The sequence below is a fragment of the Sphingomicrobium arenosum genome, from assembly GCF_026157085.1.
In the GTDB taxonomy this organism is placed as follows: domain Bacteria; phylum Pseudomonadota; class Alphaproteobacteria; order Sphingomonadales; family Sphingomonadaceae; genus Sphingomicrobium; species Sphingomicrobium arenosum.
Genome location: NZ_JANPVN010000001.1, coordinates 1,497,757 through 1,518,281, shown reverse-complemented (window position 1 = coordinate 1,518,281; position 20,525 = coordinate 1,497,757). Strand labels below are relative to the sequence as shown.

The window sequence follows — 20,525 nt, the reverse complement described above, 5'->3', positions numbered from 1 at the left end:
GAATCTGGTCGAGGGAGGTAGAGCCAGACCGACTGTGTCGTCAACCCGACCCCTCACCAGATGATCTGATGCGAGGTGAAACCAAAGCCCTCCAGCTTTGTTCCCCTCTCACGGATCGAATGCTCGGGGGCCGTTACGAACATGACACAGTGCCCCCGCAACGCCCTTGGTCGCCGTCTTGCCGGAACGGACGCGGCGACGGGGGGTTGAAACGCCAACGTAACGGTTCCACCTTGGAGCCAACGCATTACAGGAGTTGAAGACACTTATGTCACTCGGCCAGGAACTCGCCCCCCATCTGCCCTTCCTGCGGCGCTATGCGCGCGCGCTGACCGGCAGCCAGGTGCACGGCGACAATTTCGTGCGCACCACGCTCGAGACGATCGTCGAAAATCCCGACGAATTCCCGCGCGATCGCGATCCGCGTCTCGGGCTCTATCGCACCTTCCACGCCATCTGGTCGACCGCGCACATCGAGGATGATGCCGATCCGTCGGCGCGCCAGACCGGCGAGGCGGAGAGCATCGCACAGGCCCGCCTGTCGCAGATCACCCCGCTGTCGCGCCAGGCGCTCCTGCTGACCAGCCTCGAGGGTTTTTCCAACGAGGATACGGCCTATCTCATCGACACCAGCGCCGAAGATGTCGACAAGCTGGTCAAGGAAGCAACCAGCGAGATCGAGAAGCAGACCCGCGCCGACGTGCTCATCATCGAGGACGAACCGATCATCGCGATGGATATCGAGACGATCGTGCGCGACCTCGGCCATAATGTCACCGGCGTCGCCGTCACGCGCGATGAAGCAGTGGCGCAGGCCAAGTCGGACCGCCCGAGCCTCGTGCTGGCAGATATCCAGCTGGCCGATGATTCCTCAGGGATCGACGCGGTCAAGGACATCCTCGCCGATTTCCGGGTGCCGGTGATCTTCATCACTGCCTTCCCCGAGCGACTGCTCACCGGCGAGCGCCCCGAGCCGACCTTCCTCATCACCAAGCCGTTCCAGCGTTCGACCGTGAAGGCGGCGATCAGCCAGGCACTGTTCTTCGACGCGGCGACCGTCCCGGCCTGAGCCCGTCAAAATTTCGAAAAAGCAACGCCAGCGAACCGATATCGGTTCGCTGGCGGTTGTTTCGGGGGCGGATGCTCCCTACCTTGATTTGTAACCATGATGCGCCATGATGGGCGTTCGGGTCGCGCGACGATGCGCGAGAAGGGGACTAGTCGTTGACCAACCAGGCCAAAGCAGAGGACGAGGGCGAGAAGAAGCCCGATCCGGTGCCGCTGCCGGACGACGAGTTCAAGGACCAGCTCGCGCAGGTCATTCCGCATCTGCGCGCCTTCGGTCGCTCGCTCTCGGGCAACCGCGATACCGCCGATGACCTCGTTCAGGAAACGCTCCTCAAGGCATGGGCGGCGCGCAAGCGCTTCCAGGCGGGCACCAACATGCGCGCCTGGACCTTCATCATCCTGCGCAACCTGTTCCTCAGCCAGATGCGCCGCGCGCGTTTCAAGGGCGAATGGGACGATGTGACCGCGGCCAAGATCCTCGCCGCGCCCGCTGCGCAGGACCGTCACGTCGAACTGGGCGACATGCAGCGCGCGCTGATGCAGCTGCCGCAGCCGCAGCGCGAGGCGCTGATCCTCGTCGGCGCGGGCGGTTTCGCCTATGAAGAAGCGGCGCAGATCTGCGGTTGCGCGGTCGGCACGATCAAGAGCCGGGTGGCACGCGGACGCGTGGCGCTGGAAAATCTTCTCAACGGCGAGGATCTCCCGCCGCGCAAGCAGCATGAGACCGACCCCGACCTGTCGGCGCTGCAGAATATCATGAGCCAGGTCGACGAACTCTCCAACGAGAATTGAGCCGCGCGCCCGAGTAGGCGAACGGGCGGTGATGAGCGAGCGAACGTCATCGAGCGCTCGCTTGTTCACCGTCGATGTTGTGGATTGTTGGGGCCGACCAATGCCGACCAGCGCGTCCTAATTCAGCTTGGCAAGGAGGAGGCGCATCTCTTCGGGCAACGGCTCGCACTTCACCGCGTCGAACGCACGGCACAAATGCGCCGTCACCGGATCGGTGGGTGTTGGAATCGTAACACGAATGGGATCGCGGTCGCGTTGCGACCGGTCGTTCGTGTCAGTCCTCGAAGCTTGGCTGCGATACATGCTTAAAGGGGTAACGCCCGAGTCGCTCATGCGTTGCATCCCCTGCGGATGGTCGTTTCACCGATGCGACCAATCGTGCAAGATGGCGACATGAATCGAGGCCGAAACGACCGCGACCACGCTTGGCAGCGCGCCGAGCGCCACGCGCCCTTCCTGCGCGCCGCCGCGCAGCGGCATCCCGCGATCCTCGACACGTTCCTGTCGGACGGCAGCGAGGCAGCGGTGGCGCAGGCCATGGCCATCGAGGAAGATGGCATCGGGCGCCAATTGCGCGCGCGGCGCGATGCGCTGGCGCTGGGCGTCGCGCTCGCCGACCTGTCGGGCGAATGGAAGTTGGAGCAGGTGACGCGCAGCCTGTCCGATTTCGCCGACATGGCCATCGACCGCGCCTTTGCCGCCGCGCTCCACAAGCGGGTCGAGGGCGCGCCGCTCGAAGGCATTACCGCCATCGCGCTGGGCAAATTGGGAAGCCGCGAACTCAACTATTCGTCCGACGTGGACCTCATCCTGCTCTACGATCCCGAACGATTGCCGCTCCCGCCGCGCCGCGAGGCGGGGGAAACGGCCGTGCGGATCGCGCGCGACTTCGTGTCGCTGATGCAGGAGCGCACGCCCGAGGGTTATGTCCAGCGGGTCGACCTCCGCCTCCGCCCCGCCAGCGAGGCGACCCCGATCGCGCTGCCCGTCGGCGCGGCCATCTCCCATTATGAGAGCGCCGCGCTGCCGTGGGAACGCGCCGCCTTCATCCGCGCGCGGGTCGCGGGCGGCGACCGCTTGCTCGGCCAGCATTTCCTCGACGCGATCCAGCCCTTCGTCTGGCGCCGCGCGGTCGACTTCGGCGTCATCGACGAGGTGCGCGGCATCGCGGGCCAAGTGCGCGACCATTATGCCAGCGGGCAGGCCTTCGGACCGGGCTATGATCTCAAGCGCGGGCGCGGCGGCATCCGCGAGATCGAATTTTTCGTCCAGTCGCACCAGATGATCTTCGGCGGGCGCGAACCGGCCTTGCGCGAGGGCGCGACACTGGATGCCATCGCGGCACTGGTCGCAGGCGGGCATTTCCAGTCCGACGATGCCGCCAGCCTCGGCCACGCCTATCGCGCGCTGCGCACCGCCGAACATCGCCTCCAGATGGTCGCCGACAAGCAGACCCACAGCATCCCCGCCGAACCCGAGGCGATCGACAATGTCGCCGCTTTGGACGGCGCCGCCTCGGGCACGGCATGGCTGGAGGCGCTCGAACCGCACACGCAAGCCGTCGCACCGCGCTTCGACGAGCTCGTCGCCGAACAGCAGGGGCGGCTGCCCGCCGAGCCGCGCGCATTGGCGGCACGGCTCGCCGATTTCGGGCTCGAGGATCCCGCCTCGGCGGCGCGGCTGATCGGCGGCTGGCGCGCGGGCAAGGCGCGCTCGCTGCGCTCGGCCAAGGCGCGCGCCGCGTTCGAAGCCATGCTGCCGACCATGCTCGAGGCCATCGGCGCGGGCCCCGATCCGGCGCACGCCTTCAACCGCTTCGCCGATATCGTCGAGCGGGTACCGAGCGCGATCAACTTCTATCGCTTGCTCGAAGCCAACCCCAAGCTGGCGCGATTGCTCGGGCGACTGCTCGCTTATTCGCCGACGCTGGCCCGGCAGTTGGCGCGCCGCCCCGTCCTGCTCGACGGCCTGCTCGATAAATCGGCCTTCGACCCGCCGCACTCGGCCGAGGCCTTCGGCGCCCGCATCACCGCGGCGATCGGCGGGCTCGACTATGACCAGGCGCTCGACCGGGCGCGCGGCCTTATCAACGAGAAACGCTTCGCCTTGGGCGTCCAGCTGATCGACGGCGAGGTCGACCCGCTCCAGGTCGCGCGCGGCTATGCCGAGGTCGCCGAGGGCGCGATCCATGCGCTGGCCGATCGCACGCGCGCCGAATTCGAGCTGGTCCATGGCCGCTTCGACGGCCTCGGGCTCGCCATCCTCGGGCTCGGGCGGCTCGGGGGCGAGGCGCTGACCCATGCCAGCGACCTCGACCTCGTCTTCCTTTATGACGCGCCGCAGGCGGGGCAGTCGGACGGGGCCCGCCCGCTAACACCCGCCGACTATTACAATCGCCTCGCGAACCGCATAGTGTCGGCGCTGTCGGTGCCGACCGCGGCAGGGCCCTTATACGATGTCGATACCCGCCTCAGGCCGCAGGGACTCGAGGGCGCGCTGGCGGTCAGCTTCGACGCTTTCCACGCCTATCAGCGCGGCGATGCGTGGACGTGGGAGCATATGGCGCTGACCCGCGCCCGCCCCGTCTATGGCCGGACAGGCGCGCTCGACCGGGTCGCCGAACTGCTCGGCGACATCTTCGGCATGGACCGCGATCCCGTCGGCACTGCGCGCGACGCCGCGATCATGCGCGCCGACATGGAGAAGCACAAACCGCCCACCGGGCCGCTCGACCTCAAGCTCGGTCCGGGCGGGCTGGTCGATCTGGAATTCGCCGTCCACGTCACGCAGCTCGTCAGCCGCGAGGGCCTGTCGCCGCGCCTCGGCGAAGCGGTGGCGGCGCTCATCGAGGCGGGGCTGGCGCCTCGAAGTCTGGCCGAGGATCACGACCTGCTCACCCGGATGCTCCTCCTGTTCCGCCTCGTCAGCCCCGACAGTTCATCGCCCTCGCGCCGCACCCGCGCATTGGTAGCCGAGCGGCTCGGCTTTGAAAATTGGGACGAGGCGGTTGCGGCGCACGACGCGGCCCGGCACAACATCGCCGACTATTGGAAAGAGGTGCGCGATGCTGGACAAGGGTGACAAGGCGCCGTCGTTGACGGTGAAGACGGGGACGGGCGAGATGATCGACCTCGCCCAGCCGCAGGGCAAGCTCGTCGTCTTCTTCTACCCCAAGGACAATACGCCGGGCTGCACCAAGGAAGCGATCGGCTTCTCAGAAAGCCTCGACGACTTCGCCGCCGCTGGTACCCGCGTCATCGGCGTTTCGCGCGATCCGATGGCGAGCCATGACCGCTTCACCCGGAAGCACGATCTCACCGTGCCCCTCGTCGCCGACGAGGATGGGGCCGTGTCCGATGCCTTCGGGACATGGGGCGAGAAGAAGAATTACGGGCGCACCTATATGGGCATGATCCGTTCGACCTTCCTCATCGGCGCGGACGGCACCATCCTCGAGGCGTGGAAGAATGTCCGCGTCGCGGGTCATGTCGACAAGGTCCTTGCGGCGGCCCGAGAAGCGTAGAACCACGCCTAGGACAAGGGCCGCCTTGCCCGATGCCAGCGCATTTGCCATATGCGCGCCAAGCTCTAGTTGAAGGACAAGTCTCGTGGCGGAATTTCGTCTTCCCAAGAACAGCCGTGTGAAGAAGGGCAAGGCCCATCCCGCGCAGGAAGGGACCAACACCAAGACGGTCAAGATCTACCGCTACGACCCCGAAACGGGCGAGAATCCGCGCTACGACACCTACGAGATCGACCTCGACAAGTGCGGGCCGATGGTTCTCGACGCGATCATCAAGATCAAGAATGAGATCGACCCCACGCTGACCTTCCGCCGCTCGTGCCGCGAGGGCATCTGCGGCTCGTGCGCGATGAACATGGACGGCAAGAACGGGCTCGCCTGCACTTCGGCGATCGAGGATTACAAGGGCACGCTGACGATCCACCCGCTGCCGCACATGGAAGTGGTCAAGGATCTCGTCGGCGACTTCACCCACTTCTACGCGCAGTACAGCTCGATCCAGCCTTGGCTGAAGTCGGAAACCCCCGAACCCTCGGGCCGCGAGCGCCAGCAGGCACCCGACGACCGCGCCAAGCTGGACGGCCTCTACGAATGCATCCTGTGCGCCTGCTGCTCGACTTCGTGCCCGAGCTACTGGTGGAACTCGGACCGCTTCCTCGGCCCGGCGATCCTCCTCCAGGCCTATCGCTGGATCGCCGACAGCCGCGACGAAGCCACCGGTGAGCGCCTCGACCAGCTCGAGGATCCCTATCGCCTCTATCGCTGCCACACGATCATGAACTGCGCCAACGCCTGCCCCAAGGGCCTCAACCCGGCCAAGGCGATCGCGGAAACGAAGAAGCTGATCGCCGAACGCGCGGCGTAATCTTACTCGTCGCCCCAGCGCAGGCTGGGGCCCATGTCATCGCGACACTTCGCCTCGATTTCGATCCCAGCCGCTGGGATGACGGCTAACTTGTGACGGCGTGAAGTGCGCGCTAGGCGAACCTCATGACGACCGAGGAAACCAAGAACGAGAATGGGGTGCGCGAGCATCCCGACCATCCCGGCTGGTATTGGTGGGGCGGGTGGAAGCAGCCCGACAGCTTTGCCGCGCAGATCGGGCTGATGCTGTTCAGGAAGGGCGAGGAGCCCGGTACGGGGCTGGTGCGCATGTTCCCCGAAGAACGGCACTTGAACCCCGGCGGCTCGGTCCATGGCGGCTGCATCATGACCTTCATCGACATGGCGATGTTCGCGGGCGGGTTCGCCGCCGGGATGGAGCGTGCGCATTACGTCACGCTCGACTGCCACACGCGCTTCATGGACCGCGCGCGGGCGGGCAAGCCATTGGACTGCCTCGTCCGCATCGAGCGTCAGACGCCGGGCGGCATCGTCTTCATGTCGGGGCTCGTCACGCAGGATGGGCGTCCCTGCTACAGCTACAACGGCACCGCCAAGCGCGTGCGCGATCCGCGAAAGAAAGCCGATGACGAGCGCTGAGGCCGGCCCCGTCGGCACGGCCTATGCGGCGGCGATCGAGGCGGGCGAAATTCGCCCCGACCCCGACCAGAGCCGCGCCGTCGACGCGCTCGACAAGTTCGCCGCCGACCTCGGCCGCACGAGGCGCGGCTTCCTCAGCCGGATGTTCGGGCGCGAGACCCCCGCGCCCTGCGGCGTCTACATGTGGGGTGGCGTCGGGCGCGGCAAGTCGATGCTGATGGACCTCGCCTTCGAGACCATCCCGATCCAGCGCAAGAAACGCTCGCACTTCGCGCCCTTCATGCTCGACGTGCACCAGCGATTGCGCCGCAAGCGCGACGAAGGGGTCGAGGACGCGCTGATCCGCGTCGCCGAGGATATTGCCGACGAGGCGCGCTTCCTCGCCTTCGATGAAATGATGGTCACCAACAGCGCCGATGCGATGATCATGAGCCGCCTCTTCACCGCGCTGATCGAGCGCGGGGTAGGGGTGGTGACCACGTCGAACCGGCCGCCGTCAGACCTCTACAAAGATGGTCTCAATCGCGAACTCTTCCTGCCCTTCATCAAGCTCATCGAGGCGCAGATGCGCGTCGTGCCCTTGAATGGCCCGACCGACTATCGCATCGGCCGCGTGAAGGGGATGCGGCTATGGCACAGCCCCCTGGGCCCTGCGGCAACGCAAGCCTTGAGCCATGCCTTCTTCGACCTCACCGGCCATGCCGAGACCGAACCCGAGAATGTCCCGTCGACCGAGCTCGACGTCGGCGGCGGGCGCAGCCTGTACGTGCCCAGGGCCCTTGGCGGCGTCGCAGTGTTAAGTTTCAAGCGCCTGTGCGGCGAGGCGCGCGGCAGCGCCGACTATCTCGCCATCGCGCGCAATTATCACACGGTGATCCTCGTCGGCGTCCCCGTCATGGGCCCCGACATGCGCAACGAGGCAGCGCGCTTCGTCAGCCTCGTCGATGCGCTCTACGAACATGGCGTGCGATTGCTGGTGGCGGCTGAGGCCGAACCCGCCGACCTCTACCCCAGCGGCGACGGCAGCTTCGAATTCGAGCGCACGGTCAGCCGGCTCGAGGAAATGCGCAGCGCCGACTATCTCGACGAAGGTCACCGCCCCGAGGGCCGCGAGGCATAATCTCCCGACGTCGCCCCAGCGCAGGCTGGGGCCTCTGCCAACCCGCTTGCACAACCTCGTCGACATGGGCCCCAGCCTGCGCTGGGGCGACGAAAAAGGGGAGCCGCGCTCTTCGCGCAGGCTCCCCTCATCCAATTCAGGCCTTCAATCCTTAGATCAGGCTCGCCACCGGCTCCGCCTTGTGCGCATGCGCCAGCGCGCCCCAGCCGATCGGCTGGATGGCATAGCGCAGGCCATGAGTGACGGGCGATTCCACTGCCTTGGCCAGCCCCGCCTCGACCATGTCGTCGAGCTTCTCGGTCACCTTGAAGCGCGGCATTTCGAGGTCGGCGGCGATGCCCGCTGCAGTGCGATAGTCGCGCACCGTCAGCGCCTTGAGGATCGCCTGGTCCTCATAGCCGAGCGACTGGACGAACAGCTGCTGCGCCTCCGACAGGTCGTTGGCGGCCTTCTTGTGCGCCTCGGCCTGCTTCTTGGCCGCGGCACCCTTGGCTTCCGAGCGCGGCTCGGCGGCGCGATCGTCGACATATTCGGCCAGCGCGCGATTGGTCGCCTGCGCTTCCTTCAGCTGGGTGCGCATCACGTCGACATCGTCCATGATGCGGCGCGAGGAGCTTTCGACGAAGAAGCGGCTCGAATAGCTGGCGACGAGGCCGAGCCCGAACAGGATCACGAGATTTTCGTAGATCGCGCCCCATTCCGCATCAAAAATCCCCGCGACGAGGTCGGAGCGCACGAGGCTCAGGAGCAGCGGCACCGAGCCGGCGGCGACGAGACCGACCATGACATAGGTGGCGAGCCCGTAGCGGCGCGCGCGGCGGTGCCCGGTGGCGCCCACTTCCTGGCCCGCCGGATGACCCATGAGCCAGGCGGCGACGCTGCCCAGAAGCGCGGCACCAAGGATGATGCCGGCAACGGCAATGACCTTATCCATGTTAAACTTTCCCCATTCCCCGGAATTTCAGTGGCTTACTGGCGTAAAGCCAAGGGGTGAAGGAATTCCAAATCGGACCGTCAGAGTCAAATGAGGGCCGCCCCGGCTGGGGCGACCCTCATGATCTCGTTAACCGCGCTTGCCCAAGCGCTTAGAGAATGGCGCGAAGCACTTCGCGGACCACCAGCGTGGTGGGGTCGACGCGGTAGATATAGTCGTTGTCGTAGATGTAGCGGCTGCGCGGATCGAGCTCGTAATGACGGCGCAGGTCGTAGGGAATGCGGTCATAGGCCGTATAGCCCGAGAAACTACGGTCGAACCGATAGCCCTGCTCGTAGCGCTTCTTGGCCTGGCCCGGGGGCAGGCAGCCGTTGTTCTTCTTCGCGAGGCCGGGCGGGCAGCCGGGCTGCGCATAAGCGATGCCATGCGCCATATGCTTGCCCCCGCCGGCATGGGCGGGCGGCTTGGCGGCGGACGGCGTGGCGGCAAAGGCGGCAACGCCGAGGGCGATCAGGGTCATGCGTGTTTTCATGAAGCTGTTTATAGCGGTTTTGCGCTGAATATCCGCTGTCCGAACGCTGCATTGCCGCCTCGTGCACGCCATTTGGTCGTGTCGTGGGATCGCTTTGTCGTAAACCCGCCGTCCAACGCGCTGACAGCCCGAAATCGTGCGCCCGATGGCGAGCCCGGTGCGGTCTCGGCGCAAAATCCGCAGCCGAAGGTTGATAGCGCCTGCGCGGCGGGCTAGGTGCGCGGGCAAGACCGAGTCCGCGCTTTCCAAGCGGACGCGACGCATGACATTTCGAAAGGACCCCCATGGCTCGCAAGAAGATCGCCCTTATCGGTTCCGGCATGATCGGCGGCACGCTCGCCCATCTCGCCGCCAAGAAGGAAATGGGCGACGTCGTCCTGTTCGACATCGCCGAAGGCCTGCCGCAGGGTAAGGCGCTGGACCTGTCGCAGTGCGGCCCCGTCGAGGGCTTCGATGCCAAGATCACGGGCACCAACGATTATGCCGATATCGCGGGCGCCGACGTGATCATCGTCACCGCCGGCGTGCCGCGCAAGCCCGGCATGAGCCGCGATGATCTCCTCGGCATCAACCTGAAGGTCATGAAGGCGGTCGGCGAGGGCATCAAGACCTACGCCCCCGACGCCTTCGTCATCTGCATCACCAACCCCTTGGACGCGATGGTCTGGGCGCTGCGCGAATTTTCGGGCCTGCCGCACAACAAGGTCGTCGGCATGGCCGGCGTCCTCGACAGCGCGCGCTTCGCCACCTTCCTCGCCTGGGAATTCGATGTCAGCGTGAAGGACGTCAACGCCTTCGTGCTCGGCGGCCACGGCGACACGATGGTGCCCGTGCTCTCCTATTCGACCATCAACGGCATCCCGGTGGCCGACATGGCCAAGATCAAGGGCGTCGATGAGGCGCGCCTCGACGAGATCGTCAAGCGCACCCGCGGCGGTGGCGGCGAGATCGTCGGCCTCTTGAAGACCGGTTCGGCCTATTACGCCCCGGCGACCAGCGCGATCGCGATGGCCGAAGCCTATCTCGGCGACCAGAAGCGCATCCTTCCCGTCGCCGCCTATGTCGAGGGCAAGTACGGCCTCGACGGCCTTTATGTGGGCGTGCCCGCGATGATCGGCGCGAACGGCATCGAGGACGTCATCGAGATCGAACTGTCGGACGAGGAAGCCTCGAACCTCAAGGTCTCGGTCGACGCGGTCGAGGAACTGGTCGGCGCCTGCAAGGCGATGGACGAAAGCCTCGCCTGAGGCTGCTTTCAGCGGCGCGAGCTTAAGGAATGGGCCGACGGATGGCCCGTGACACAGGAGTAGGGACGATGATGAAAGTTGCGTTTGGATCGATGGCGGCGCTGGCCGCGATGGCCGTGGCGAGCCCGGCAATGGCGGCGGACGAGCATCCGACCGCCCAGCAGGTCGCCGAATCGATCGCCGCCTGCCAGCTGATCACCGACACCGACTGGATCCACCTCGATCGGCTCGCCTCCTTGGGCTACGATCAGGCGCGTCGCCGCGCCGGCGGTCGTCGCTCGGGCGCGAGCGTCACCGGCCTCTACCAGAAGCGCGGCAACCCCAGTTCGATCATCACCATGCGTGACCAGTTGAAGGAAAAGAGCTGCGTCGTCTCGGCCAGCCTGCCCGATACTGCCGCTTATGGCGTGCTCGCGCAGGAACTGTCGGCGATCATCGGCATGCCCGTCGGCCAGGAAGGCTATAGCTATGTCTGGCAGCTCGACGATCATCGCCTCGTGGTCCAGCCCGAAGGCGAACAGGACGCGCCCTTCGCGCGCTTCACCATGACCAAGACGGGCGAGGACAATGTCCCCGCCGCCGTGGAACCGGCCGCCGAATGATCCTTGCCGCTCCTCTTCTCGCCGCGCTGATGGTCGCGCAGGATGATCCGATGGGTCGTGTCGGCCCTCTGGAGGACATCTATCAGAGCTATAACGACTGCTTCGCGGCGACGAGCGATGGGGTGCTGAACCCGGCGGCGCTGACCGATCTCGGCTGGCGCGAGGCAGAACAGTCGGGCGGGGCATCGGACGGCCCGTCCTTCTTTTCGCATAGCGATCGTGCGCCCCTGTTGCTGGTCAACGGGTCGGACAATGGCGGTGGCATCTGCGTCGTCATGGCCGCCTTTTCCGACGTGGCCTCGATCAACCAGTTCCTGTCCGCCTGGGGCGAAAATTTCCCCGCCTTCGAGGATGGACAGGTGAGCTTTTTCGCCGAGGGCCAGCCGATCCTCTTCAGGCTGGCCGGCACCCAGGACAAACCCCGCCTCAATCTCGTAGTTGGCACTGCGACGGAGACAAATGAATGAGCATTCTCGTCGACAAAAACACCAAGGTCATCACCCAGGGGATGACCGGTGACACCGGCACCTTCCACACCCAGCAGGCGATGGATTACGGCACCAACATGGTCGCCGGCGTCACCCCGGGCAAAGGCGGCATGACCCACCTCGGCTTGCCGGTCTACGACACCGTGCGCGAAGCGGCCGAGAAGACCGGCGCCGATGCGAGCGTCATCTACGTCCCGCCCCCCTTCGCGGCGGATTCGATCCTCGAGGCGATCGACGCGGAAATTCCGCTTATCGTCGCCATCACCGAAGGCATCCCGGTGCTCGACATGGTCAAGGTGAAGCGCGCCTTGGACGGCTCGAAGTCGCGCCTCATCGGCCCCAATTGCCCCGGCGTCCTCACCCCCGGCGAGTGCAAGATCGGCATCATGCCGGGCAAGATCTTCTCCAAGGGCTCGGTCGGCGTCGTCTCGCGCTCGGGCACGCTCACCTATGAGGCCGTGTTCCAGACCACCAACGAGGGCCTTGGCCAGACCACCGCGGTCGGCATCGGCGGCGATCCCGTCAACGGCACCAACTTCATCGACTGCCTCGAACTCTTCCTCGCCGACGATGCCACGACAAGCATCATCATGATCGGCGAAATCGGCGGCAGCGCCGAGGAAGAAGCCGCGCAGTTCCTCGCCGACGAGGCCAAGCGCGGTCGCAAGAAGCCCACCGTCGGCTTCATCGCCGGCCGCACCGCGCCTCCCGGGCGCCGCATGGGCCATGCCGGCGCGATCGTCTCGGGCGGCCAGGGCGGCGCCGAGGACAAGATCGCGGCGATGGAAGCGGCGGGCATCACCGTCTCGCCCTCGCCCAGCGAACTCGGCACCACCCTCAAGAAGGTGCTGCAGGGCTAAGGCCCCGCGCATCGCCGACAAAAAATGGCCCTCGCAGCGATGCGGGGGCCTTTTTTATGGCGCGAGGCAGGCGCTCGCGGCGGCCATGATGTCCTGCCGATCCTCCATCCAGCGATGGACATAGAGCGGGTGGTCGGTCGACAGGATCTCGAGCCCGACCCCGCCCAACCGCATATAGCCCGCGCCATTGCTGGGCGACCCCGTCCACGTGTCGAGCGAGCGATAGGTGGCGTAATTGGCGCTGATGTCGCGGCGGTCGAGCATGTTCCACAGCGGCGGGCGCGGCGCCTCCAGCCCGGTCCAGGCGGCGATGCGCTCATCGCTTATCCCGGCGGCATTGAGCGCGTCGAGATCGCTCTCCTCATCCACGCTCGCCGAGATCATGATGCTGTCGTGATGCGCCGCCACCACGCGCGCCTGCTCGAGATTATAGGTGATCACCAGCGCGAACTCCTCGGCATCGCGCGCATCGAGCCAGCGCAGCAGGCGGGGCAGGTCGACCCCGGGCTTGATATCGAGCTGGAGGATCGTGCGCCCCCGCGCCCAGTCGAGCACCTCTGCCAGCGTCGACAGGCCGAGCCCGCCATTGTCATAGGCGACCGACCCGAGCTCGGCGAGCGTATGATCGGCGATCCGCCCGCTGCCGTTGCTGTCCTCTTCCAGCGTCTCGTCATGATAGAGGACGTAATGCCCGTCGGCCGTTTCCTGCACGTCCACCTCGAACAGCATCGGCGCGGCCGCGCTATTATAGGCCAGCGTGGCGAGATGGTTCTCGGGATAGCCCTCCGCCGGGCCGCCGCGATGGGCGGCGAGGATGGTCGTCTCGCGATCCTGCAAACAGTCGAGAAAGCCGCCCAGACCGACCCGCGACAGGTCGAGCGCGAGCGCGGGTTCGGGCAGGTCGGCGGCGATGATGCGGGGCGCCGCATCATGCTGGCAGCCCGCGAGGCCAAGCAGCGCCACAGTGGCGAGGAGGGGGCGGTACATCATCTGCGAAGGCTAGGGCGCGACCCGCCCTTTTTCCAGTGGCAAAGGACGCGCGTCCTTCCTATGTCGCAATGCAGCAAGATGGGGCCACGGCGGGCCTAGCCAGCCGCCCTCCATCTGGTTAAAGCCGCTCGCGGTGCAACCGGGGGCGGTGCCGGGACGTAAGGACAAGGGGGCACGAACCCTCGAAGAAAAGGTGATCATGGACGCGATCTCGCCCGACGTGAAACAAGGCCCGAGCTGGGCCCGGCCCAATTGGCCGATCAGCGAACTCGACGATGCCAATCTGGGGCTCGATCCGGTCGAGGCCAATTTTGTCGAGCAGGCGAAGGAAGCCGCGCGGGCCTCGGGCGAATATGCCGAGAAGGACCTCATTCGCGTCGCCGACAATTCGATCCGCGCGATGATGCTCATCCGCACCTATCGCGTGCGCGGCCACCTTGCCGCGCGGCTCGATCCGCTCGGCCTGTCGCACCACGACTTCCCCAAGGAACTCAGCCCCGCGCACCACGGCTTCCCCGATCTTGACCAGGAAGTCTGGCTCGGCGGGGTGCTCGGCTTCGACCGCGCCACCATCCGCCAGATCGTCGGCGTGCTGCAGAACAACTACTGCGGCACCGTCGGCGTCGAATATATGCACATCAACGACCTCGATGAGCGCCGCTTCCTGCAGGAGCGCGTCGAGGGCAAGAATGCCGAGATCCATTTCACCCCCGAGGGCAAGACCGCGATCCTCGACAAGGTGATCGAGGGCGAGCAGTGGGAAAAATTCCTCGCCCGCAAATATGTCGGCACCAAGCGCTTCGGCCTCGACGGCGGCGAAAGCATGATCCCGGCGCTGGAAGCGATCATCAAATATGGCGGTCAGATGGGCGTCACCGAGATGACCATCGGCATGGCGCATCGCGGGCGATTGAACGTCCTCGCCAATGTCATGGGCAAGCCCTATCGCGCCATCTTCCACGAATTTGCGGGCGGCGCCTCCAACCCCGAGGATGTCGGCGGGTCGGGCGATGTGAAATATCACCTCGGCACCTCGTCCGATCGCAGCTTCGATGGCAATGACGTCCATTTGAGCCTCGTGCCCAACCCCTCGCACCTCGAGGCGGTCGACCCCGTCGTGCTCGGCAAGAGCCGCGCCATCATGACCATCCGCGGCGACAAGCATGGCAAGACCGTGCTGCCCATCCTGCTCCACGGCGATGCCGCTTTCGCAGGGCAGGGCGTGGTCGCCGAATGTCTGATGATGAGCGGGCTGCCGGGCTATGGCACCGGCGGTACCATCCATTTCGTCATCAACAACCAGGTCGGCTTTACCACCAGCCCGCAATTCGCGCGCTCCAGCCCCTATCCGTCCGACATCGCCAAATCGATTCAGGCGCCCATCCTGCACGTGAATGGCGATGATCCCGAGGCGGTCACCTGGGCCTGCAAGGTCGCGATCGAATTTCGTCAGACCTTCGGGCGCGACGTCGTCATCGACATGTGGTGCTATCGCCGCTTCGGCCATAATGAGGGCGATGAGCCGAGCTTCACCCAGCCGCTCATGTATGCCGAGATCCGCCAGCATCCGCCCATCTCCAAGGTCTATGCTGAACGGCTGATCGCCGAGAATGTCGTGTCGAAGGATTGGGTCGACCAGAAGGTCGCCGACTTCACCCGCCACCTCGAAGAGGAGTTCGAGGCGGGCAACCACTATGAACCGCAGCAGGCCGACTGGTTCGGCGGGCGCTGGTCCAAGCTCAAGATGCCCGATGAAAGTGTGTCGGGACGGCGCAACACCGATACCGCGATCGACGCCGACGCCTATGACAAGCTCACCGAGGTGCTGACCCACGTCCCCGCCGAACTGGACGTGCACAAGACGCTGACCCGCATCCTCAAGGCCAAGCACAAGGCGCTGGAGAGCGGCGAGGGCATCGACTGGGCGACCGGCGAAGCGCTCGCCTTCGGCAGCCTGCTGCTCGATGGCTATGGCATCCGCCTGTCGGGGCAGGACAGCGGCCGCGGCACCTTCTCGCAGCGCCACGCCGTCTGGGTCGATCAGAAAACCGGCGAGAAGTTCATCCCGCTGCGCGAGATGGAGGTGCCGGGCCCGCGCTTCGAAGTGCGCGACTCGCCCTTGTCCGAATATGGCGTGATGGGCTTCGAATATGGCTATTCGATCGCCGATCCGATGACGATGACGCTATGGGAAGCGCAGTTCGGCGACTTCGCCAATGGCGCGCAGATCATGATCGACCAGTTCATCGCTAGCGGCGAGGCCAAGTGGCTGCGCGCCTCGGGCCTCGTCCTGCTCCTGCCGCACGGCTATGAAGGGCAGGGGCCGGAGCATAGTAGCGCGCGCCTTGAACGCTTCCTCCAGCTGTGCGCCGAAGACAATATGCAGGTGTGCAACATCACAACGCCGGCCAATTATTTCCACGTCCTCAGGCGCCAGATGCGCCGCGACTTCAGGAAGCCGCTGGTCATCATGACGCCCAAGTCGCTGCTCCGGCACAAACGCGCGGTGTCGGCGCGCGAGGATTTCGTCGGCGAAGGCCACTTCTTCCGCATCCTGTCGGACCCCGACGGCGCGCCGAGCGACACGGTCAGGAAGGTCGTCCTCTGTTCGGGCAAGGTCGCTTACGACCTCATGGACAAACGCGACGAGGCGGGGGTGACCGACACGCAGATCATCCGCATCGAGCAGCTCTATCCCTTCCCGATCGAGCCGCTCATCAAGCGCCTGTCGGAAATGCCGCAGCTGGAAAGCCTGATCTGGTGCCAGGAAGAGCCGCGCAACCAGGGCAGCTGGCTGCTGGTCCACGAACTGCTCGAACGCTGCCTCGACGAGGCGGGCAAGACGGGCATGCGACCGCGCTATGCGGGACGCGATGCGGCGGCCTCGCCCGCCACCGGCCTCGCCAAGCGCCACGCCGCGCAGCAGGCCGCCTTGATCGAAGACGCGCTCGGGCTCTAAGGGTCCCGGGCAGGACATAGACGAAGAAGAGAGACACGTTTCCATGGCGACCGACGTCACCGTCCCCACGCTGGGCGAATCGATTACCGAAGCCACTGTCGGCGAATGGCTGAAACAGCCGGGCGACCCGGTCGAGCAGGACGAGCCGATCGTCAGCCTCGAGACCGACAAGGTCTCGGTCGACGTGCCGAGCCCGGTCGCGGGCGTGCTCGAAAGCCAGGCGTTCGGCGCGGGAGACACGGTCGAGGTCGGCCAGGTCATCGCCACCGTGGGCGAAGGCTCGGGCGCGGTCGCCGATGCCCCCAGGCCGGCGGGCGACGCGCAGTCCTCCGAAGGCCCCGACGCGATCACCGAGAACAATAGCGTGATCGAGCAGGGCAAGACCGACGAACAGGCGCTGCAAAGCGACCTCACCCTCTCGCCCGCCGTGCGCCGCGCGGTGCTCGAACATGGCGTCGACCCCTCCAGGATCACCGGCACCGGCAAGGACGGGCGCATCACCAAGGACGACGTCCTCGCCGCCGCCAAGGACAAGAGCGCCGAGCCCGCTGCCAAGGCGGCTGCGGCATCGGGCGGCCAGGCTTCGGCCCCGACCAGCGTCACCGTCTCGGGCGAACGCCGCGAGGAACGCGTCAAGATGAGCCGCCTTCGCCAGACCATCGCCAAGCGGCTGAAGGACGCGCAGAACACCGCCGCGCTGCTCACCACCTTCAACGACGTCGACATGTCGGCGGTGATGGAAGCGCGTTCGAAGTACAAGGACCACTTCGCCAAGAAGCACGGCATCCGCCTCGGCTTCATGAGCTTCTTCATCAAGGCCGTCAGCCTCGCCGCCAAGGACGTGCCCGCGGTCAACGCGCGCATCGAGGGCGACGAGATCATCTATCACGACTATCTCGACGTCTCGGTCGCGGTCTCGGCGCCCAAGGGCCTCGTCGTCCCCGTCATCCGCTCGGCCGACCAGATGAGCTTTGCCCAGATCGAGCAGGCCATCGCCGATTATGGCAAGCGCGCCAAGGAAGGCACGCTCGGCATGGAAGACATGGCGGGCGGCACCTTCACCATCTCGAACGGCGGCGTGTTCGGCTCGCTCCTGTCGACCCCGATCATCAACCCGCCCCAGTCGGCGGTGCTCGGCATGCACCGCATCGAGGAGCGCCCGATCGCGGTGAACGGCGAAGTCGTCATCAAGCCGATGATGTATCTCGCGCTCAGCTACGATCACCGCCTGATCGACGGCCGCGAGGCAGTGACCTTCCTCGTCCGCATCAAGGAAGCATTGGAAGATCCGACCCGCCTGCTGATCGACCTTTAAGGTCGTTCGTCACACGGTACGAAAAAGGGGCGTCGGACGGTCGGTCCGGCGCCCCTTTCGCTTTTGCGCTGAAGAGCTAGCGAGCGATCGCCGCCCGCGCCAGTTCGAGCGCCCTGTCCAGCGCCTCTTCGGCGGGCACCGCCACATCGGGCGTCACCCCCACATCCTGCCAATTCGCCCCGGTCAGCGGATGCTCGGAGCGCCATTCGGGCAGGTCGAGCGCGAAATGGTCGCTGACCTTGCGATATTCGAACGGGTGCGCGCCGCCGCCGGTGACCTCGCCGATGATGGTCGCACGGCCGAGCGCCCGCAGGCTGTAGGCCAGCGCTTCGGCGGCCGAAAAGGTGCGCTTGGACGTCAGCACATAGAGCGGCTTGTCCTCGCCGAAGCGGCGACCCGGCACCCAGTCGGGGACGCTCTCATGCGTCCAGCTGTCGGTGGCGCGATGATAGGTCGACATGGCGGGCGAGCCGGGCTTCACCAGATAGCCGAGGATGAGGTTCACCGTCTCCGCCCCGCCGCCATTCTTGCGCAGATCGATGATCAGCGCATCGCCCTGCGCCACCGTCACCATCGCCGCCGAGATCACCTCCGCGCCCATCGCGGGCGGCGGAAAGACGCGCAGGTCGAACAGCATGATATTGTCCTCGAGCCGCTCGATCTTCTCGACGCCGTGATTGACCCCGGCGCCATACCATTCTTCCATATCGTCGTTGAGCGCGAGGTCCTCGCCCGGCTGCTCCTCGGGCTCGGGGATCACGGCCTCGCTGTAGGACAGCCCGAGATGCCCATCCCCGCTCTGCGCGCGCAGCCAGTCGGTCACCGCTGCGGCGAACGCCTCACCCTCGTTGTGGGCGGCGAATTGCTCACGCGAGGCGCGCAACCCCGCCGCGAGCGCGGCGCCCTTGTCGGCATAGGTATAGCGCTCTTCGAGCAGGATCGCTGCCTGATCGAGCGCCTCGATGCGCTCGGCCTGGCTGATCGGGGCGGCGCAGGCCGGGGCGGCGAGCAGGCTCGCGAGGGCCAGCACGGGCAGGAAAAGTGTCTTCATCGGGCATGTCCTTCGGGGTAGGAGAGTTCGCGTTCGATACGCGCAGCGAAATCGTCGGTCCGCAGGGCATCGAGGGTCTTGGCAATCGCGCCCGACAGGTCGACGCCGGTCTCGGCTTCGAGCTTCTCGGCAGCGCGCCGGGTGGCGGCGAAAACGGGGGCGATGTCGGCGGCCAGCAGGCGGCCCTTGTCCGACAGGGTGACGACATGGCGCCGCCCGTCGCTGTTGCGCACCGGGGCGACAAGACCCTTTTCGAGCATCTTGGCGATCGTCTGCGTCATCGCGGGCTGGCTCACGCCCGCAGTCTCGGCAAGCATGGAGACCGGTGCCTCGCCCGCTTCCTCCAGATGCCGCAACACGACATAGAAGCGCGGGCGAAAATCCACGCCATGTGCATCATAGACGCGCTGCACCGCCCCATCGAGCGCATGGATCAGCGCGCGCAACGCGGTGCCCAGTCCCACATCAACAGGTGTCATCTCCGAAATCGCCTTTGCATAAGTGCCTATATAATGGCTTATGCTAATGCGGCTCCAAAACTGGGGTCGTCAAGCAAGTTTTCGACGAACGGCGGCAGACAATGCGGAAGACCGAACGCGCGGCGTGGGGCTAGGCCGCGATGCGCGGCCCCTCCTGCGCGGCGCGCACCGCCATCAGCGCGGCGCCGCCGTGCATGACGGCATCGGTCTGCGACAGCGTCCACACCGGTGTCTGGAGCAGGAGGCGCTGGAACTGGCGGCGCTTGGTGAAAATGCCCTCGAAGGCGATCTTGGCGCTGCCGGTCGTTAGCTGGCTGGCGCGCGGGCCGGTCAGCATAACGCCGCTCCATGATCCATGGATGTGGATGAGGTTGGCGAGGAAGCGGCCGAACCATTCGCCGAGCATCCGGTCGCGCTCCATGTCGCGCATCTCGGGGAAGGCCTTCCAGCATTCATCATTGCGATCGGTGGTGAGCATGCGCTCCCAGCTGGTCTGCGTGAACTCGCCGCGGCGCAGTTCGGCAAGCTTGAGTTCGCGCTCGCTCTGCGGCGCGAAATCACCGTGCCCGGCCTCGGTTTCCATCACGCGCTGATAGCCGTCGCGGTCGACATCCACGATCGAGGCACCGACGCCGTCACCAACGAACAGCATGCTCATACGCCCCGGCGACTTGAAGTCGGGGGCGGGCTTGGTGCCGCGCACGGTGGCGGCGCGGCTAGTGCTTGCCTGCGCGGCCCAGGCCATGGCGACGACATCGTTGATGACGCGCACCTTGGTGCCAAACAGGCTGGTCAGCCCCGAACGCGTGATGGTCCAATTGGCGCGCGACAGGCTGATCATCTCGCCCGATGCCGCGCCCGCGATAACGAGCAGCGGCTCGAGCTTGGTCAGATCCTTGCCCGCCTCGCGCGCATAGGTCTGGAGGACGTCGGTGAAGGTCGGCTTACCCTCGGGCGACACGACATGGACCGGGCCCAGCACGGGGCGCGCGGCGGGCACGACCTCGCTGAAACGAATGCCTTCGGAGGCGCTCGTATCGATGATGAGCCAATTACGCTGATCCATATTCTATCCCTTTATCG

General features: G+C 66.0%; 20 protein-coding genes. 13 read left to right on the top strand and 7 right to left on the bottom strand.

Going from position 1 to position 20,525, the window contains the following annotated elements; translation table 11 throughout:
• The first annotated feature begins 268 nt into the window (after window positions 1-268).
• Window positions 269-1,069, top strand: coding sequence for a response regulator (locus NUW51_RS07695; protein WP_265564324.1), 801 nt, complete (start codon window positions 269-271; stop codon window positions 1,067-1,069).
• 155 nt (window positions 1,070-1,224) lie between these two features.
• Window positions 1,225-1,860 (top strand): sigma-70 family RNA polymerase sigma factor, encoded by a 636-nt coding sequence (locus NUW51_RS07690; protein WP_407696330.1) that lies wholly within the window; start codon window positions 1,225-1,227, stop codon window positions 1,858-1,860.
• 117 nt (window positions 1,861-1,977) lie between these two features.
• On the opposite strand, the gene NUW51_RS07685 is transcribed toward NUW51_RS07690, so the two are convergent.
• Entirely contained in the window at window positions 1,978-2,193 is a 216-nt protein-coding gene (locus NUW51_RS07685) for a hypothetical protein (protein ID WP_265564322.1), read from the bottom strand.
• Between the two features lie 60 nt (window positions 2,194-2,253).
• Here NUW51_RS07685 and glnE point away from each other — a divergent pair, with 60 nt between their 5' ends.
• The 5 genes from glnE (at window position 2,254) to zapE (ending at window position 7,985) form a co-directional block, all read left to right on the top strand.
• Window positions 2,254-4,941, top strand: coding sequence for a bifunctional [glutamate--ammonia ligase]-adenylyl-L-tyrosine phosphorylase/[glutamate--ammonia-ligase] adenylyltransferase (gene glnE / locus NUW51_RS07680; protein WP_265564320.1), 2,688 nt, complete (start codon window positions 2,254-2,256; stop codon window positions 4,939-4,941).
• On the top strand, window positions 4,925-5,383 hold the full coding sequence (locus NUW51_RS07675; protein WP_265564319.1) for a peroxiredoxin: 459 nt from the start codon (window positions 4,925-4,927) through the stop codon (window positions 5,381-5,383). Before glnE ends, NUW51_RS07675 begins: the two co-directional genes overlap by 17 nt.
• 85 nt (window positions 5,384-5,468) lie before the next feature.
• A complete protein-coding gene (locus NUW51_RS07670) occupies window positions 5,469-6,248 on the top strand; it encodes a succinate dehydrogenase iron-sulfur subunit (protein WP_322597084.1) in 780 nt (259 codons plus the stop codon).
• Between the two features lie 125 nt (window positions 6,249-6,373).
• A complete protein-coding gene (locus tag NUW51_RS07665; protein WP_265564317.1) occupies window positions 6,374-6,865 on the top strand; it encodes a PaaI family thioesterase in 492 nt (163 codons plus the stop codon).
• A complete protein-coding gene (gene zapE / locus NUW51_RS07660; RefSeq protein WP_265564314.1) occupies window positions 6,852-7,985 on the top strand; it encodes a cell division protein ZapE in 1,134 nt (377 codons plus the stop codon). The genes NUW51_RS07665 and zapE overlap by 14 nt, the downstream gene beginning before the upstream one ends.
• A 151-nt stretch (window positions 7,986-8,136) precedes the next feature.
• Here the strand turns inward: zapE and NUW51_RS07655 are convergent, their stop codons facing one another.
• The gene (locus NUW51_RS07655) at window positions 8,137-8,919 is read right to left on the bottom strand and encodes a YEATS-associated helix-containing protein (protein WP_265564313.1); all 783 of its coding nucleotides are present in this window, start codon (window positions 8,917-8,919) and stop codon (window positions 8,137-8,139) included.
• Window positions 8,920-9,070: 151 nt separating this feature from the next.
• A complete protein-coding gene (locus NUW51_RS07650; protein WP_265564311.1) occupies window positions 9,071-9,439 on the bottom strand; it encodes a hypothetical protein in 369 nt (122 codons plus the stop codon).
• A gap of 296 nt (window positions 9,440-9,735) precedes the next feature.
• On the opposite strand from NUW51_RS07650, the gene mdh reads away from it, so the two are divergent.
• The 4 genes from mdh to sucD all read left to right on the top strand — a co-directional run bounded on the left by mdh (window position 9,736) and on the right by sucD (window position 12,648).
• Entirely contained in the window at window positions 9,736-10,698 is a 963-nt protein-coding gene (gene mdh, locus NUW51_RS07645; protein ID WP_265564310.1) for a malate dehydrogenase, read from the top strand.
• Window positions 10,699-10,766: 68 nt separating this feature from the next.
• A complete protein-coding gene (locus tag NUW51_RS07640) occupies window positions 10,767-11,300 on the top strand; it encodes a hypothetical protein (protein ID WP_265564308.1) in 534 nt (177 codons plus the stop codon).
• The gene (locus tag NUW51_RS07635) at window positions 11,297-11,767 is read left to right on the top strand and encodes a hypothetical protein (protein WP_265564306.1); all 471 of its coding nucleotides are present in this window, start codon (window positions 11,297-11,299) and stop codon (window positions 11,765-11,767) included. Before NUW51_RS07640 ends, NUW51_RS07635 begins: the two co-directional genes overlap by 4 nt.
• Complete coding sequence (gene sucD / locus NUW51_RS07630) at window positions 11,764-12,648, top strand: succinate--CoA ligase subunit alpha (RefSeq protein ID WP_265564304.1); 885 nt, start codon at window positions 11,764-11,766, stop codon at window positions 12,646-12,648. The genes NUW51_RS07635 and sucD overlap by 4 nt, the downstream gene beginning before the upstream one ends.
• Window positions 12,649-12,702: 54 nt before the next feature.
• Here the strand turns inward: sucD and NUW51_RS07625 are convergent, their stop codons facing one another.
• The gene (locus NUW51_RS07625; protein WP_265564303.1) at window positions 12,703-13,638 is read right to left on the bottom strand and encodes a glycerophosphodiester phosphodiesterase family protein; all 936 of its coding nucleotides are present in this window, start codon (window positions 13,636-13,638) and stop codon (window positions 12,703-12,705) included.
• A 199-nt stretch (window positions 13,639-13,837) separates the two neighbouring features.
• Here NUW51_RS07625 and NUW51_RS07620 point away from each other — a divergent pair, with 199 nt between their 5' ends.
• A complete protein-coding gene (locus tag NUW51_RS07620; protein WP_265564301.1) occupies window positions 13,838-16,597 on the top strand; it encodes a 2-oxoglutarate dehydrogenase E1 component in 2,760 nt (919 codons plus the stop codon).
• Between the two features lie 43 nt (window positions 16,598-16,640).
• Window positions 16,641-17,912 carry a 2-oxoglutarate dehydrogenase complex dihydrolipoyllysine-residue succinyltransferase gene (odhB, locus tag NUW51_RS07615; RefSeq protein ID WP_265564299.1) on the top strand — a complete coding sequence of 424 codons (1,272 nt, stop codon included), beginning with the start codon at window positions 16,641-16,643 and terminating at the stop codon, window positions 17,910-17,912.
• A 76-nt stretch (window positions 17,913-17,988) separates the two neighbouring features.
• On the opposite strand, the gene NUW51_RS07610 is transcribed toward odhB, so the two are convergent.
• The 3 genes from NUW51_RS07610 to NUW51_RS07600 form a co-directional block, all read right to left on the bottom strand.
• A complete protein-coding gene (locus NUW51_RS07610; protein WP_265564297.1) occupies window positions 17,989-18,963 on the bottom strand; it encodes a S41 family peptidase in 975 nt (324 codons plus the stop codon).
• Window positions 18,960-19,442: a MarR family winged helix-turn-helix transcriptional regulator gene (locus tag NUW51_RS07605; RefSeq protein ID WP_265564295.1), complete on the bottom strand. Its 483-nt coding sequence runs from the start codon at window positions 19,440-19,442 to the stop codon at window positions 18,960-18,962. Before NUW51_RS07605 ends, NUW51_RS07610 begins: the two co-directional genes overlap by 4 nt.
• Before the next feature lie 130 nt (window positions 19,443-19,572).
• Window positions 19,573-20,508 (bottom strand): glucokinase, encoded by a 936-nt coding sequence (locus NUW51_RS07600; RefSeq protein ID WP_265564293.1) that lies wholly within the window; start codon window positions 20,506-20,508, stop codon window positions 19,573-19,575.
• Between the last annotated feature and the right edge of the window lie 17 nt (window positions 20,509-20,525).

Bases quoted from the DNA above. Each gene is read 5' to 3' on its own strand.
- NUW51_RS07665 (WP_265564317.1), top strand. From the start codon at position 6,374: ATGACGACCGAGGAAACCAAGAACGAGAATGGGGTGCGCGAGCATCCC.
- odhB (WP_265564299.1), top strand. From the start codon at position 16,641: ATGGCGACCGACGTCACCGTCCCCACGCTGGGCGAATCGATTACCGAA.
- NUW51_RS07675 (WP_265564319.1), top strand. From the start codon at position 4,925: ATGCTGGACAAGGGTGACAAGGCGCCGTCGTTGACGGTGAAGACGGGG.
- NUW51_RS07695 (WP_265564324.1), top strand. From the start codon at position 269: ATGTCACTCGGCCAGGAACTCGCCCCCCATCTGCCCTTCCTGCGGCGC.
- NUW51_RS07600 (WP_265564293.1), bottom strand. From the start codon at position 20,508: ATGGATCAGCGTAATTGGCTCATCATCGATACGAGCGCCTCCGAAGGC.
- NUW51_RS07640 (WP_265564308.1), top strand. From the start codon at position 10,767: ATGATGAAAGTTGCGTTTGGATCGATGGCGGCGCTGGCCGCGATGGCC.
- NUW51_RS07605 (WP_265564295.1), bottom strand. From the start codon at position 19,442: ATGACACCTGTTGATGTGGGACTGGGCACCGCGTTGCGCGCGCTGATC.
- NUW51_RS07625 (WP_265564303.1), bottom strand. From the start codon at position 13,638: ATGATGTACCGCCCCCTCCTCGCCACTGTGGCGCTGCTTGGCCTCGCG.
- mdh (WP_265564310.1), top strand. From the start codon at position 9,736: ATGGCTCGCAAGAAGATCGCCCTTATCGGTTCCGGCATGATCGGCGGC.
- NUW51_RS07610 (WP_265564297.1), bottom strand. From the start codon at position 18,963: ATGAAGACACTTTTCCTGCCCGTGCTGGCCCTCGCGAGCCTGCTCGCC.
- sucD (WP_265564304.1), top strand. From the start codon at position 11,764: ATGAGCATTCTCGTCGACAAAAACACCAAGGTCATCACCCAGGGGATG.
- zapE (WP_265564314.1), top strand. From the start codon at position 6,852: ATGACGAGCGCTGAGGCCGGCCCCGTCGGCACGGCCTATGCGGCGGCG.
- NUW51_RS07685 (WP_265564322.1), bottom strand. From the start codon at position 2,193: ATGAGCGACTCGGGCGTTACCCCTTTAAGCATGTATCGCAGCCAAGCT.
- NUW51_RS07620 (WP_265564301.1), top strand. From the start codon at position 13,838: ATGGACGCGATCTCGCCCGACGTGAAACAAGGCCCGAGCTGGGCCCGG.
- NUW51_RS07650 (WP_265564311.1), bottom strand. From the start codon at position 9,439: ATGACCCTGATCGCCCTCGGCGTTGCCGCCTTTGCCGCCACGCCGTCC.
- NUW51_RS07655 (WP_265564313.1), bottom strand. From the start codon at position 8,919: ATGGATAAGGTCATTGCCGTTGCCGGCATCATCCTTGGTGCCGCGCTT.
- glnE (WP_265564320.1), top strand. From the start codon at position 2,254: ATGAATCGAGGCCGAAACGACCGCGACCACGCTTGGCAGCGCGCCGAG.
- NUW51_RS07635 (WP_265564306.1), top strand. From the start codon at position 11,297: ATGATCCTTGCCGCTCCTCTTCTCGCCGCGCTGATGGTCGCGCAGGAT.